Source organism: Microbacterium sp. OVT16B, assembly GCF_019969705.1.
Lineage (GTDB): Bacteria > Actinomycetota > Actinomycetes > Actinomycetales > Microbacteriaceae > Microbacterium > Microbacterium natoriense.
The window spans coordinates 1,100,671-1,114,734 of the sequence record NZ_JAHXZA010000001.1; the positions used below are offsets into that span (position 1 = coordinate 1,100,671).

Annotated in this window: 15 protein-coding genes; 13 read left to right on the forward strand and 2 right to left on the reverse strand. The window is 71.3% G+C overall.

The window, feature by feature from the left end; translation table 11 throughout:
• Positions 1–66: 66 nt before the first annotated feature.
• The 13 genes from mpaB to LC438_RS05175 all read left to right on the forward strand — a co-directional run bounded on the left by mpaB (position 67) and on the right by LC438_RS05175 (position 10,619).
• Entirely contained in the window at positions 67–1,125 is a 1,059-nt protein-coding gene (mpaB, locus tag LC438_RS05130; RefSeq protein WP_223586018.1) for a daptide biosynthesis RiPP recognition protein, read from the forward strand.
• Complete coding sequence (gene mpaD, locus LC438_RS05135; protein ID WP_223586019.1) at positions 1,122–2,375, forward strand: daptide-type RiPP biosynthesis aminotransferase; 1,254 nt, start codon at positions 1,122–1,124, stop codon at positions 2,373–2,375. The genes mpaB and mpaD overlap by 4 nt, the downstream gene beginning before the upstream one ends.
• 32 nt (positions 2,376–2,407) lie before the next feature.
• Entirely contained in the window at positions 2,408–3,571 is a 1,164-nt protein-coding gene (locus LC438_RS05140; RefSeq protein ID WP_223586020.1) for an iron-containing alcohol dehydrogenase, read from the forward strand.
• Positions 3,568–3,696 (forward strand): daptide-type RiPP, encoded by a 129-nt coding sequence (locus LC438_RS18450; protein ID WP_258132544.1) that lies wholly within the window; start codon positions 3,568–3,570, stop codon positions 3,694–3,696. The genes LC438_RS05140 and LC438_RS18450 overlap by 4 nt, the downstream gene beginning before the upstream one ends.
• Before the next feature lie 43 nt (positions 3,697–3,739).
• Entirely contained in the window at positions 3,740–3,865 is a 126-nt protein-coding gene (locus LC438_RS18455) for a daptide-type RiPP (RefSeq protein ID WP_258132543.1), read from the forward strand.
• A 36-nt stretch (positions 3,866–3,901) separates the two neighbouring features.
• On the forward strand, positions 3,902–4,009 hold the full coding sequence (locus LC438_RS18735; RefSeq protein WP_308116174.1) for a daptide-type RiPP: 108 nt from the start codon (positions 3,902–3,904) through the stop codon (positions 4,007–4,009).
• 125 nt (positions 4,010–4,134) lie between these two features.
• A complete protein-coding gene (gene mpaM / locus LC438_RS05145; RefSeq protein ID WP_181155880.1) occupies positions 4,135–4,920 on the forward strand; it encodes a daptide-type RiPP biosynthesis methyltransferase in 786 nt (261 codons plus the stop codon).
• On the forward strand, positions 4,917–6,626 hold the full coding sequence (mpaP, locus tag LC438_RS05150; RefSeq protein WP_223586021.1) for a daptide biosynthesis intramembrane metalloprotease: 1,710 nt from the start codon (positions 4,917–4,919) through the stop codon (positions 6,624–6,626). The genes mpaM and mpaP overlap by 4 nt, the downstream gene beginning before the upstream one ends.
• The gene (locus tag LC438_RS05155) at positions 6,623–7,501 is read left to right on the forward strand and encodes an aminoglycoside phosphotransferase (protein ID WP_146114297.1); all 879 of its coding nucleotides are present in this window, start codon (positions 6,623–6,625) and stop codon (positions 7,499–7,501) included. The genes mpaP and LC438_RS05155 overlap by 4 nt, the downstream gene beginning before the upstream one ends.
• The gene (locus LC438_RS05160) at positions 7,498–8,226 is read left to right on the forward strand and encodes an ABC transporter ATP-binding protein (RefSeq protein ID WP_105674131.1); all 729 of its coding nucleotides are present in this window, start codon (positions 7,498–7,500) and stop codon (positions 8,224–8,226) included. Before LC438_RS05155 ends, LC438_RS05160 begins: the two co-directional genes overlap by 4 nt.
• The gene (locus tag LC438_RS05165) at positions 8,219–8,944 is read left to right on the forward strand and encodes a hypothetical protein (protein WP_223586022.1); all 726 of its coding nucleotides are present in this window, start codon (positions 8,219–8,221) and stop codon (positions 8,942–8,944) included. The genes LC438_RS05160 and LC438_RS05165 overlap by 8 nt, the downstream gene beginning before the upstream one ends.
• Before the next feature lie 32 nt (positions 8,945–8,976).
• Positions 8,977–9,696, forward strand: coding sequence for a hypothetical protein (locus LC438_RS05170; protein WP_223586023.1), 720 nt, complete (start codon positions 8,977–8,979; stop codon positions 9,694–9,696).
• A gap of 29 nt (positions 9,697–9,725) precedes the next feature.
• Positions 9,726–10,619: a rhodanese-related sulfurtransferase gene (locus tag LC438_RS05175; protein ID WP_223586024.1), complete on the forward strand. Its 894-nt coding sequence runs from the start codon at positions 9,726–9,728 to the stop codon at positions 10,617–10,619.
• Between the two features lie 18 nt (positions 10,620–10,637).
• On the opposite strand, the gene LC438_RS05180 is transcribed toward LC438_RS05175, so the two are convergent.
• Both LC438_RS05180 and LC438_RS05185 read right to left on the reverse strand, forming a co-directional pair.
• Positions 10,638–12,878, reverse strand: a complete 2,241-nt coding sequence (locus LC438_RS05180; RefSeq protein ID WP_223586025.1) for a DUF3488 and transglutaminase-like domain-containing protein — start codon at positions 12,876–12,878, stop codon at positions 10,638–10,640.
• Positions 12,865–14,055: a DUF58 domain-containing protein gene (locus tag LC438_RS05185; protein ID WP_223586026.1), complete on the reverse strand. Its 1,191-nt coding sequence runs from the start codon at positions 14,053–14,055 to the stop codon at positions 12,865–12,867. The genes LC438_RS05180 and LC438_RS05185 overlap by 14 nt, the downstream gene beginning before the upstream one ends.
• Positions 14,056–14,064 lie beyond the last annotated feature (9 nt).

Consider the following 14,064-nt stretch of genomic DNA (forward strand, 5'->3'; position numbering starts at 1 on the left):
GGAGCCCCCTGAATCTGAGTCTCCGTGTTCACGCCCCACGGAGAACGCACTGGGGGGAGCGTGGACATGACGTCTTCGACGACGAGTACGAATCACCGGACGGCGGCCGCCTTCGAGCAGTACGTCAGCGCCCGGCGATCGATCGTGGAGGGAACCGTCTTCTTCCTGGAAGCCGGTGCCCACCTCGACGAGGTCCGCCGGATCTGCACCGGATCCGACATCATCTTCGCGCCGGGCGCCGACATCGGCTCGGACGGTCACGAGGTCGGATACACCGGCTCCTTCCAGGACGCCGGCGATGAGATGCTGCTCGACGGGCGACACGCCTTCGAGCTGCAGGACTACCTGGCGGCGCCCTTCATCTCGATCGTCGGGCTGACCGTCGTGCGGCAGAACTCGGCGGCCGGCCTCGACGCGTTCCTGCAGGACGCCGACACGGCCAGAGCATCCGGTGTGTTCGTGGAGCAGCTCCTCAGCGGTGCGGTGCTCCTGGACTCTCGGGCGTCGTTCTCGGGGCACGACACCGGAGCGGAACTCGTGCGGGTGCACGTGACCGCCGCGGGAGAGTACCGCGACGGCCCGGACGGCGTGCTGCTCGGCGTCATCGGCGATCTGCGGGAGGAACTCGACGCGGCAGCCGCGGCGTCCGCAGGACCCGGCCGAGCATTCGAGCGCATCGTCGCCAGGAGCGAGTTCGACGACGCGGTCGCATCCCGACCATGGCTCGGAAGGTACATCGCGGCGCTCGATCTGCTGCGGCAGTGGGACGGCGCGCGCACACAGCCCGCGATCTCCGGCTTCGGCGGTCATCTCGTCGGGGTGCTCGACGACCGCCGGCGCGCAGCGGCCTCGACGTCACCGGAGGCGCCGTTCCTGGTGACCGGGTTCGACGGCGACTTCGTCCTCGTCGAGCCGAGGACCCGTCGTCGCTTCCGGCTCGGAGCGGATGCCGCGCGCGGGGCCGAATGCCTCATCGCGACCGGAGACGAGGCCCTCGCCGCCGAGATGCTCGCCGAGGATGCCGGCAGCTCGCCCGCGTCGGCCGGCGCTGCCGTCTCCGAGATCAGGGCACGATTCGCCGACGCGGGCGTCGATCTCCTCTCCTTCTCCGGTGCGGTGGCATGACGGGCGGTGCACGGCACGCGGTCTGGCAGAGCCTGACGGCCCGCCGCGCCTGGAACGACCCGTCCGCGAAGGCGACCAGCGCGGAGGGCGTCCGCGTCCACGGCGCCGACGGCGTGGCGCGACTGTGCGCCACGAGCGGCCTGTGGAACGTGCCGCTCGGCTACGGGAACGCCGCCGTGGCGGACCGTGTCGCCGAGGCGCTGCGCTCGGCGTCCTATCTCTCGCTCTTCCGGTCGTCCCACACGTACGCCGAGGAAGCAGCGGAGGCACTGCTCGACATCACGGGGTCCGAGAGGTTCGCGCGCGTGCTGTTCTCGACGTCGGGGTCTGCGGCGAACGATCTGACCATGAAACTGGTCCGTCAGGCGGCCGCGCTGAGGGGGCGCCCCGAACGCACCATCGTCGTCGGTCTGCACGGGGGATACCACGGGCTGACGTACGGTGCGTTGAGCCTCAGCGGCGACGCACTCGGCCAGACGGTGTACTCGGCCGATCGCAGAGGCGTTCGACACGTGTCCGCGGTCGACGGAGGCGCGCAGCTCCGCCACCTGTTCGCCAGGGAGGGGGAGCGGATCGCCGCGCTCGTGCTCGAGCCGCTTCTCGGTTCGGGAGCGTTCCCGCTCGACGACGACTTCCTGGCAGCGGTGGCGGAGATCCGTGCGAGCCACGATATCGCCCTCGTCGCCGATGAGGTGGCCACCGGTTTCGCCCGGACCGGACCCCTCTTCGCCTCCTCGCGATGGCCGGTGGCTCCTGACGTCATGGTGCTCTCGAAGGCGTTGACGAACGGAGCGGCCGCGGCATCCGCCGTCCTCGTGTCCGCAGAGATCTGCGACCTCTTCGACCGTGCCGACGCGGTCTTCGTGCACGGCGAGACGCAGGCGGGAACCCCGGCATCCTGCGCCGCCATCCTCGCGACCCTCTCCGAGTTCGTGAGGATGGACGCCGCCGCGCTCGCCGGCCGTCTCGCAGCCCGACTGGATGGCGCCCTCGCGCGGATCGGCGACCATCCCGATGTCACGGGCGTCCGAGGTGCCGGGTGCTTCCGGGCCATCGTCCTGTCCCGCGACGGGGAGCCGCTGAGCGGCGAGGAGGTGGCCGGTGTCGTCACAGCCGTCCGGCGTGCGGGCGCTCTCGTGCAACCGGGGCCGAGCTGCATCCAGCTGATCCCCGCGTACGTCTACGAGCGTGCGGAGCTCGATGAGCTGGAGACCGCCGTGCTGCACGGCATCGACGAGGCCGCCGCGTGAGGGGCATCGTCGAATCTTCCGGCAGGGTGCGGGTGACCGCCGGCGCCGGTGCCACAGCGGCGGCCTTCACGCGCTTTCCGCGCGGAGACCGCCCGCTGGTCATCCGCGATGCCGCGGTCTCCCACGAGGGCCTCGCGCTGCCGCGGGATGCGATCGATGTCCCGCTGGAGGCTGCCGCCGTCGACTCCGCCATGATCGGGACCCTCGTGGCCGCGGGGAGGGGCGCGACGTCGATCGTCTCGCTGGGCGGAGGGTCGGTCATGGACGCCGCGAAGATCGTGCGGATGCTGCTCGTGACTCCGCAGCTGACCGGCCCGCTGCAGAGCCTCGCGCGGCGGAGCGGTCTGGTGCGGGTGCCGGAGCTGCTCGTGCGGAGGGGACCGGATCTGCCGCTGCTTCTGATCTCGACGACTTTCGGCACGGGCACGGAGACGAGCAGGGTCGCCTGCCTCGCGACGTCGTGGGGACGACGGCTGCTCTCCGGTTCGCGACTGCAGGCCGACGGCGCGGTGCTCGATCCCGTGCACACCGCGACGCTTCCGCGAATGCTGCAGGGCGAGGGACTGATGGAGGTGATCCTCCGCGTGCTGGGACCGGCGGTCGGGAGCGCTCCGAGTCTCGCGGCCGATCACGATGCCCGCGGCATCGTGATGGCCGCGACGGGGCTCGCAGAGCAGCTGCGGGCAGGACGCCTCTCCCCGGAGCAGCGTCTGTTCGCCTCTCAGCTGAGCGCTACCACGCATCGCTCCTGGGCGCTCGTCGGCCGGCGCACGTACGCGGCTCCGCACTGGTACCTCGCGAACGAGCTCTCCTGGGAGACGGGGACGCGCAAGATCCCGGCGACGCTCGCGATCCTGCCGGCGATCTGGCGGCGCATCGCCGACGGCGACACACGCTGGGGGTCGCCAGAGCGGCTGGCGATGTGCTGGACGTGGATGCGCGAGGCGGTGCCGGGGCTCCCGGAGGACGCCAGCGACGGGCTGATCGCCCTCCGATCGAGGTGGGGCCTGCAGACGATTTCCGCCCCGGCGCCGGCGGTCCTCGATGCCGTCGTGGAGCGATGCCTCGCCTCCTGGGGCGCGCCGCTGCCTGCGCTCGGACGCCTCGACCGCGACGCCGTCGCGAGCATCTTCGCAGAGTCCTTCGACGGCTCTGCGATTCGCCCGAGACAGGGAGAGGAGGTGATGGGGAGATGACGAACGACATGGATCTGCTGATCGAGGAGCTTCCGACGATGGACGCGCCCTCCGAGTGGTCCGACTTCGTGAACGGAGTCGGCATGGGGATCGCGATCGTCGTGATCGCCGCCGGCCTCACGTAGCCGTCGGCCGCCCGATTCGACCACCGGAGGGAGGTGAAAGCACATGGAGATCTCGAACGAGCTGCGCTTCGAAGAGCTGGAGTCGATGGACTCGCCCGATTTCTGGACCTGGTACGCCGCGGTCAAGATCGGCGTCGTCCTCGGCCTGATCGGCCTCGCCGCCACCTGAGTCCTCTCGAACGACACCCTCGAAGGAGGTGAGCACATGGACCTGAGTTTCGAAGAGATCGAGACGATGGACGCGCCCGAGCCCTGGTACATCATCGTCGGCGACATCGTCATCCTCATCGGCGCGGTCGTCGCCATCACCTGATGAGCATCACCTGAAGAAAGAAGTCGAGGGCGTAGCGGGTGACACACCCGCTCGACACGGAGAACCGTGCATCCGCTATGCCCCCGACCTCGCATCCAGCATCCCACGCCAGAAAGAAGGCCGCCATGACCACACAGGGTCTGAACCGCGCCGCGGCGCGACTCCTCGCGGTGATCGACCCCGACGCCGTCGTCTCCGACATCTACAGCGAGCGCGGGTCGGAGGTCTACGACGCGATGATCCGCGGGGACGACAGCGAGATCCGCGAGATCCTGCGGATCTCGCGCCGCAGCACCGGGCGCATCCTCGAACTGGCCTGCGGATCGGGGCGACTCAGCCTCCCTCTGGCGCGGTCGGGGCGGGAGACGGTGGCTCTCGACACCTCGCCGCGGATGCTCGCCCTCCTCGAGGAGAAGGCGAACCGGGCCGGGCTCCATGATCTGCGTCCGGTGCTCGGAGACATGAGCGACTTCCGGATCGACGGGGAGTTCGGGTTGATCGTGCTCGCGACGACCTCGATCTCGCTGCTGTCCGCCGCCCAACGACGGACCCTGTACGCCGCTGTCCGCGCGCACCTCGCGCCCGACGGCCTCTTCGTCGTCTCCGCCCACGTGGCCCGGCCCCGTGACGACGACAACGAGGCGCTCGTCGTGTCCACCGGAGACTCGGAGGTGGTGTTCCTCAGCGACGAGGTGGATGCCGCGGCCGGAGTGCGCGACGTGGGAGTCGTCCATCTGCGCCGCGAGGGCGGGGTGCTCCGGGCGGAGGCCTTCTCCTCACGGGTCGCGTTGATCGACGCCGGACAGCTCGAGGCGGAACTCCGGGAGGCGGGGCTCGTCGTCCGTGGCACGCATCCCGTGCGCTTCTCCGAGGGAGCCCGCCGCATCGCGATGATCGAGTGCTCGCTGTGACCTCCGTCCTGCCTCCGCTGCCCCTGACCGCCACGCCGAGGCTCGCGCCGGGGATCACGGTCGACGATCCGCTCGCCGACGCCGGGCAGTGGATCATCGCGCGCGACGGGGCGCCGGCCGTGCGCGTGTCGGAGCCGGTCGCCGTGGTCGCGCGGCGGTTCACGGGAGACCGGAGCATCGCCGAGATCGCTGCCGCACTCGGCGACCCGTGGACCGCCGACGATGTCGGCCTGATCGCTCGGCGTCTCGACGGGGCTGGACTGCTCGCCGCAGACGCCGACACCGGCGGATCGCGCGGCCGCCGCCCGCGTCGGCGCGGTCGACGTCTGCAGTATCGACCTCCGCTGACGCTGCAGTGGAGCGTCGGCGACCCGTCGGCGCTCTTCGCCGCGCTCCGTCCGCTGACGCGCGCCGTCGCGGGGGCGCCCGGCGTCGTCATCGGCGCCGCGGTCGTCGTCGCCGGGGTGGTCGCGACGGCACTCGGCTGGTCCGACATCGTCGCGGTTCTGGAGAGCCCGCTCCCGCTCTCGGTGATCGCGTGGCTTGGGCTGGCGATCGTGCTGACGACGATCGTGCACGAACTCGGACACGGCGCGACGCTCAGCGCCTTCGGCGGAAGCCCGCGGCGCATCGGCGTCATGCTGTTCTATCTCGCTCCCGCCTTCTTCTGCGACGTCACCGACGGCTGGCGTCTGTCGCGCCGCCGTCAGCGGGCCCTCGTCGCTCTCGCCGGGCCCGCGGTGCACCTCGTGTGCGCGGCGGCGAGCATCGTGGCCTCGCGCCTCGTGGTCGACGACTCCCTGCACGCCGGACTCGTCCTGTACGCCCTGTCGTGCCTGGCGATCGCGGCCCTCAACCTGCTTCCCTTCGTTCAGCTCGACGGCTACCTCGCGCTCATGTCCGCTCTCGACTGGCCGCATCTGCGCAGAGACGCGATGACGGCCGCGGGTCACTCGTTCCTCGGGCTCCTCGGAGGCGCCGCACGCTCCACGGGTGCAGCCGATCCTCGTCCCGAGTCCGACGGCCTCCACCGCGCTGGGCGGCATCGCGGCCTGCTCATCGCCTACGGCATCCTGTGCCGGCTCTTCCCCGTCGGGCTCGTCGGGTTCGTGCTCTACCGGTACGCCACGTCGGTCGCAGGTCTCGGGACGGTGCCGGCGCTCTGCTACCTCGCCACACTCGGTCTGGTCGCCGCCGTCGTCTTCCGGGCGCTCCTGCGCGGGGCGAAGGCGCTCGCCGCGTCCGCGCCGAATCCGTGGCGGGTGGCCGCGGCTGCCGTCGCCGGGACCGCCCTGATCGCCGCCGTGCTCATGATCCCGGTGTCGTCGGCCCGCACCGTCGGCTTCGTCAGCGAGGGCGGCGAGGTGCGGCTCGTGGCGTCCGCGGGGGAGACGCTCCCGGAGGCAGGGACCCCTGTGGTTCTCGAGAGCAGCGGAATTCTCATCCAGAGGCGTCTCGGAACCGCGGTGGTCGGCGACGGGGAGCCCCACCGGGGCGAGATCGACCTCGCCGCGCTCGTGCCGGTGACCCCGTCGACCCTCAGGACGGATGGCATCCAGGTCGCCCTGCCCGACGTCCGGAGCGGAGCCCTTCCGCGCTTCGGCAGGGCCCGCGTCGACGGCGATGCTCGATCGCTCGGCGCCTGGTTGTGGCGGACGTTCCTCGACCTCCCCCTCGCCGCGCTCGGATCGGAGGCGCGCGCATGACGGCCGAACCGCACACGTCAGCCCCGGAGAACGAACTGCGGGGGATGCTGCGCTCGGCCCTGGAGAGGGAGCTCGGCGTTCTCGGCGTCGAAGCGAGCGGGACGCCCGTCTTCGGCTGGCGCGACCGCTCCCTCGGCACCGCAGCGTCGCGGGGCGGGAAGGCGCTGTGGCTCCGACTCGTCTGGTCGAGGACAGAGTGGGCCCGCGGATCCTGGTGGACGGGCAATCAGGATGCCGGTGCGATCAGCGGCGTTCGGAAGCCGAGGGTGCTCGAGGTCCGCGAGCAGACCGACGGTCCTCTCACGGTGCGCGCCGAGCTGATGACGCTCGTTCCCGGGCACCCGGCCCAGTCGACCCCGGACCTCCGCGCGGCTCCATCGCTCGACGAGGCATGGTGGAACGCGCTCGCGGGCGGCCTCGATGCGCTCTCCGTGGCCCCGACCGCGCGCAGGGCCGTCGACCCTGACGGCATCCGCCGCCGCATCGCGGTGTTCTTCGGCCTCGACGTCGACACGGACGTCGGCGACTGGCGGGCGGCCCACGGCGACCTGCACTGGAACAACCTGCACGTGGAGCCGTTCGCGATGGTCGACTGGGAGGCGTGGGGGCTGGCGCCGCGCGGCTACGATGCCGCCTTCCTGCTCTGCCACTCCCTTGCGCAGCCCGACGTCGTCGCGCAGATCACCCGGCGCTTCGCGGACGACCTCGACTCCGACGACGGCGTCGTCTCCCAGCTCTACGTCCTGACCAAGCTGCTCACGAGGGCGGATGCCGGAGAGCATCCCCACCTCGTGGCCCCGATCCACCGGCACGTCGATCGTCTGATCGGTCGTGCCACACGCACCCGCCCCCTATCGAGAGGAGAAGGCTCATGACAGCGGTCATCAGCTTCGACGGATTCACCAAGAGCTACGGAGGGGATGCCGTCGTCAGAGATCTCAGCTTCACGGTCGAGTCCGGAGCGATCGTGGGCCTGCTCGGCCCGAACGGTGCAGGCAAGAGCACGGCGATGCGCGGTCTCGTCGGCCTGCTGCATCCGACGGCGGGTTCCGCCACGCTCTTCGGAGCCCCCTTCGCGGCCATGACGAACCCCGCGCGCCGGGTCGGCGTGCACATGGACGGCCTCGGATTCGAGACCGGGATCACCGCCCGTCGGCACCTCGACATCTACCGTCTCGCCGCGGGCATGCCGCGGACCCGTGTGGACGAGGTACTCGCGCAAGTCGACCTCACCGCCCACGCCGGCAAGAGGGTGAAGCGGTTCTCCACCGGCATGCGGCAGCGGCTCGGCCTGGCGACTGCGCTGATCGGGAACCCGGAGCTCCTCGTGCTCGATGAGCCGGCGAACGGGCTCGACCCCGGCGGCATCCGGTGGCTGCGCGGATTCCTGCGGTCCTTCGCGGAGAAGGGCGGCACCGTCCTCATCTCCAGCCACCAGCTGGCCGAACTGGAGCAGACGGTCGACGAGGTCGTCGTGATGCGCGGGCGCAAGCTGTTCGACGGTCCGCTGGAGGCGCTGACGGCCGACGGGGCGACGACTCTCGAAGAGGGGTACTTCGGGCTCATCGACGGCGCCGAGGGAGGGAACGTCCATGTCTGACTTCCTCCGGAGCGAGCTGCTGCGCGGCGTCAGCGGGCTCGCGATGCTCGGGATCTTCTCCTTCACGCTCCTCATCCCCGCGCTGATGGTGACGGTCGGCCCGTCGCTGGACGGACTGACCGATCTCGATGACGGGAACGCGACGCGGATCGTGTTCGGCCTGTTCGCCGCGATCGGCATCACGGCGATGTACCTCGGCAGCTACTCGGTGTCGAGGGAGTACTACTACCACTCCATGTCGCGATCGCTCGTCATCGGATCCATCCGGCGGGTGCTCCTTGCGAAGCTCCTCGCCAGTGCGGTCACCGCCGTGGTCCTGTGCCTCGTCGGGGCGGCGATCTGGGCGGCGGCGTCCGCGGTCCTGCTCTCCTCCGTGGGGCGGAGCCTGCAGATCGACGGGGCGTTCTGGGGGATCGTCGGAGGGTCGGTGTTCGCGGCGATCTTCGGCAGTGCGATCGGGGTGTCTCTGGGCTGGGTCATCAAGGGCTACTACGCGGTGTCCGCGATCGTCCTGCTCGTGCCGATCATGATCGAGCTCCCGCTGCTGTTCAACGTACCCGCCGTCGAGAGGTACCTTCCGGTCGGCGCCTTCGCAGGCGTCACCGGGGCGCCGGTCGACGGGCTGCTTCCGTGGTGGGGGAGCGCGCTCGTGCTGCTCGGCTGGAGCGCCGTCACCGTCGTGCTCGCGGTCGGTGCGGTGCGGCGGCGAGAGCATTGAGCGCCGGCGGGGCGAGGCCGTGGGGCGGCCCGATGCGCGGGCAGGTCGTCCGCGGGGTCTCCGCGGAGCTGCGACGGCTGCGCGGAGACCCCCTGCCCTGGGTGTTCCTCCCCGTCGCGCTGCTCTCGGCGCTGTCGATCGCGGCGTCGTTGCCGAGCGATGTGCGATCGGCGCCGCCCGCCGTCGTCGATGCGCTCGGAGCCACGATGAGCGCATCTCTCGTCGGCGGGCTGGTGATCCTCGCGGCGGTGCTGGGAGCGCTGTGCCCGGCGCTCGCCGACCGATCGGGCGTGCTGGCGCGCGATCATCTCTTCACCTCCGGCGTCGTGGTCCTCGGATCGCGCGCGGTCTCCGCCGTGGCCTCGACGCTCCTGTTCGGGGTGTTCGGGATCGCGATGATCGAGGCGGCGTTCCTCCTCGTCACCGGTCGCGCGCTGTTGAGCGTTCCGGAGGCTGCCGCCGCTGTCGGCATCCTCGCGGCGGCGGGGCTGTGGGGGTATCTCGTCGGTGTGCTGGTGCGCAGCCCGGTCCTCGTGCTGTTCGTCGTGCCCGCGACGCTGTCGCCGGCTCTGCTGCTGTCGGATGCCGCGCCTGACGTCGCGAGGATCCTTCCGCTCAGCGCGCTGCTGTCGGCCGCGGGCCTCGCCGACGGCGGGCTCGCCGCTCCCGTCGCGTCTCTCGTGGCGACAGGGTGGGCGGTCGCGCTCGCCGCCGTCGTGGTCCTGGTGCTGCGTCGCCGCGACCGTCTCTGAAGGGCGTGGTCACGACGTAGGATTCCCTGGTGGCAACCCCCAAGATCGTCCTGTTCTACGTCTTCACCCCGCTCGCCGACCCCGAGGCCATCCGGCTCTGGCAGCGTGACCTCGGCGAGGCGCTCGGCCTCCGCGGGCGGCTCCTGATCTCGAAGGACGGCGTCAACGGCACGCTCGGCGGCGACCTCGTCGCGCTCAAGAAGTGGGCGCGCTCGTTCCGCTCGTACGCGCCCTTCAACGGCGTCGACATCAAGTGGAGCGAGGGGACCGGAGTGGATGCCGAGGGCCGCAGCATCGACTTCCCCAAGCTCAGCGTGAAGGTGCGGGAGGAGATCGTGTCCTTCGGTGCGCCGGGGGAGCTCAAGGTCGACGAGCACGGCGTCATCGGAGGCGGCACCCGGCTCTCGCCGGAGGCCCTGCATGCGCTGATGGACGAACGAGGAGACGAGGTCGTCTTCTTCGACGGACGCAACGCGCTCGAAGCGCAGATCGGACGCTTCCGCGACGCGATCGTCCCCGATACGGAGACCACGCGGGACTTCGTGCAGCTCCTCGACTCCGGAGCCTACGACGACCTCAAGGGCAAGCCGGTCGTCACCTACTGCACGGGCGGCATCCGGTGCGAAGTGCTGTCGAGCCTGATGGCGTCGCGGGGCTTCGGCGAGGTGTACCAGCTCGAGGGCGGCATCGTCCGCTACGGCGAGCAGTACGGAGACGACGGCCTCTGGGAGGGCTCGCTCTACGTGTTCGACAAGCGCGGCTCGGTCGACTTCTCCGACCACGCAGCCGTGATCGGAGAGTGCGCGGGGTGCGGAACGGCGACGAACCGCACGGCCAACTGCCCCGACCTCTCGTGCCGGGTCCAGCTGGTCGTGTGCGACGCATGCGCCGCGGTGCCGTGCCCGGTCCACGTGCACGCCTGAGCGCGGCCGGCGCTCTCGTCAGACGAGCAGCGGGGCCTGCGAGCCGCGTCCGGCGAACAGCGAACGCGGAAGCAGCAGCGCCCTGAGCCGCGACGGCCGATCGACGCTGCGACGCAGCTGTGCGAGAACCTCGCCCAGAGCGGGGGCCAGATCCGCCGGGTCGGCAGAGCGCGCATAGGTCGCGCGCTCGACGGCATCCGTCAGCACCCGCATCGCCTCCGGATCCACGCCGTGCTCGGACACGAGGACGGCGCCGCGCGAGCGGGGCGAATCGGCATCCGACAGCGCGATGCGCAGGTCGATCAGCGTGGCCCGCAGCTCGGTCCACGCGGACGCCGCATCTCCCCGTCGCGCTCGGCGACGTCGCGCCGTGCCGATGCCGAGGCGGATCAGCGCGGGCAGCAGGAGCACGAGCAGCGCTCCGAAGGCGGTGAGCACGACCGGCATCGGGTCGAGCTGACGCAGGGCGCCGGCGCCGCCGGTGTTTCCGCCCGCATCTGTCCGATCGATCTCGGGGCCGCTCGTGGCCTCCGAGGTCGGGGCCGTCGTGGGCGCGGGGGTGGCCGCGCCCCCAGGGCCGGAGCCCGTCGTCGTCGCCGATGCGAACGCCGTGGGGACGCCGAGAGAGGCCGTCGGCTCGAACGGCACCCAGCCGATGCCGGGGAAGATGACCTCAGGCCAGGAGTGCAGCTGATCGCTGGAGACCGAGTAGATGGTCTCTTCGCCGCGCTTCTCGTCGGTGCGCGACCCCGGCAGGTATCCGACGACGATGCGGACGTCCATCCCCAGACTCTGCGCCATCAGGGCGAAGGCGCCGGCGAAATGCACGCAGTATCCGGATCGGACGTCGAGGAACTGCGCGACGGCGTCCGCGCCGGTGCCGTCGAAGCCTTCATCGACCGGCGTCTCCAGAGAATAGGAGAACTCGGTGCGGAACCAGGTCTGCAGCGCGATCAGCCGGTCGTAGTCGCTCGTGGCGTCCGCCGTGACCTCGCGCGCCGTGGTCGGGATGACGTCGGGGAGCTCCAGCGGCTCGTCGTCCGGGTCGACCACCGCCGCGGCCGCTGACACGGCTCTGATCTGCTCCAGCGACGGATTCACCCTGAGCGACGCGACCGTGTAATCGTTGCCGACGGCATCCGCCGTCTTCGAGACGATCGTGCGGTTCTCCGGCATCAGCTTCCAGGCGCCGCTCAGACCCTGGACGCTCGTCGCGGGGTAGGGAACGGGCAGCCACGAGCTCGACATGCGCAGCACGCGGATCGAGGTCGTGATGTCCTTCGCGGCGACGTCCTCCGTCCACTCCGCGGCCCCGAAGCCGTCGCTCAGGGATTGGGTGTCACCGCGATCCGGATGCCAGACCCTGCCGTCGAAGCGGGACAGGGTGGTCAGCCGGAGGTACGGCGCGGTGTTCTCCGCCGTGGCGAGCGTGAGCACCTCGACCGGGTCGGGCTGACGCAGGTCGTTCCCCAGGCGCAGTGACGCGTCGACGCTGACGCCGACGCCCGTGCCGGCGAGGGATGCCGAGACGGGCACGATGGGCGCGATGACGAGCGCCGCGGCGACCGCGGCGGCTCCGGCGCCCACCGCGATGCCCGTGGACACGCGGCGGGGGGACTCGGAGTTGCGTTTCGCGGACTGCCGGAACAGCAGCAGGATCAGGATGCCGAGCATCACGAACCACACGACGTTCGCGTCTCCGAGCGTGACGATCATCGGCGTCGCACCGACGACGGCCACGAGAACACTGGCCAGGACGGCGCTCCGCTGGGCGACGAGCTGGTCGAGGAGGAGCGCGACGAGAGCGAAGCCGGCGCCCATGATCACGCGGAGACCCGGCGTGCTGTCGAGCGGAGCGGTGCCGAACACGACCTGCTCCCAGGCCGTCGCTGCGAGGGCGCCGAACACGGTGAGGGTCGATGAGGTCGGCACGACTCCGAAGATCGCGGTGTCTCCGGCGACGAGCATCGTGAGGACGCCCAGCGCCGCGACCGCCTGCGCGATCATGGCCGCGGTCTCCCGGATCCAGCGCTTCCGGCGGATCAGCAGGGTACGCACGGCGACCCCGACCGCCGCGATGACGAGGACCACCGTGACGACGGCGAAGGACCAGGCGCCCGGCTTGATCACGGAGGTGTAGGGCCACACCGCGACGAAGGCCGCCGCGGCGGCGAGGGCGCCCTGGGCGATGCGGCTCTCGTTCAGCTCGTGGTCGCGGTGCCACGACAGGCGAGGAGCACGGGGCTCAGCGCGAGACATCGCCGACCCCCATCCGCTCGGGGAGCGCGTCCTCCCACGCTTCGGCGAGGTCGGGGCCGAGAGCGGCCACACGCCAGCCGTGGTGGACGGCGGTCTGCTCCACGCCTTCGTCGAGCTCGGCGGCGAAGAGCATGGGCGCCGCGGCGCCGGCAGGGCGCAGCCGTTCGGCCGTCTCCTCGTCGAGGCGCCCGGTGATGTAGACGAGCGGGCCGGGCGGGGTGCCTCCCATGACCGTCGCGAGGTCGCGCGGCTCGCCCCGTGGAGTGACCATCGCGAGAGCGACCAGCAGACCCTCCCTGTCCTCCTCGTGTCCGCGGAGGGTGCCGAGCAGGATGCCCGCGCTGTCGACCACGTCGACCCCGTAGCCCTCCTGCACGAGATGCACCGCGGCGGAGGCGCACAGCGAGACGGCTGCCTCGAAGGCCGGATCGGCGTCCTCACCGGGCGCGGCCCAGCGCGCCGAGCTGCGATCGAGCACGACGAGGGCGTCGGGACTCGACTCCTCCTCTTCCTGCCTGACCATCAGCTGCCCGCGGTGCGCGGTCGCACGCCAGTGGATGCGCCGCATGGAGTCGCCGGCGATGTACCGGCGCGGCGAGAGGTTGTCGCTGCCCTGTCCGAGCCGGCTCGAGGAGGTGTGGGCGGTGCCGCCCGCCGCCCCCACCTTGACGGCGAGCGGGGCGAGCGTGATGATCTCGGGCACGACGGTCACGGTGCGGGTCTCGCCGAAGGCCTGCTCGCGCTGCGCGATGCCGAAGGGGTCGACGGTGCGCAGCACCAGCGGTCCGATCGCCCAGACGCCGCGGCGCACGCCGGTGATGAGGTAGCTCAGCTGCCCGCTCTCGGGCGGGTACTCCCCGGCCGAGTCGCCCGACACCGCATCGGGGAGGACGTCGCGCCACAGACCGTGCGGGATGCGGATCGCGCGCAGATCGAACCGCAGCGTCACACGCGACGTCTCGGCCACCGTGAGGAGATCGGTGGAGATCTGCCGGGCGACCGCGCCGTTGCGCCTCGGCATGTGCACCGCCAGCAGCGAGAACACGGTGAGGGCGAGGAGGAGGATGCCGACGTAGATGAGGATCGGCGCCCCCACGAGGTTCGCCGCGAGCAGGCAGCCGAGACCCGCGATGAGCGCACCTGCGCCCCTGGCGGTGAGGGCTCGACGTCGTCTCATGCTGTCCGC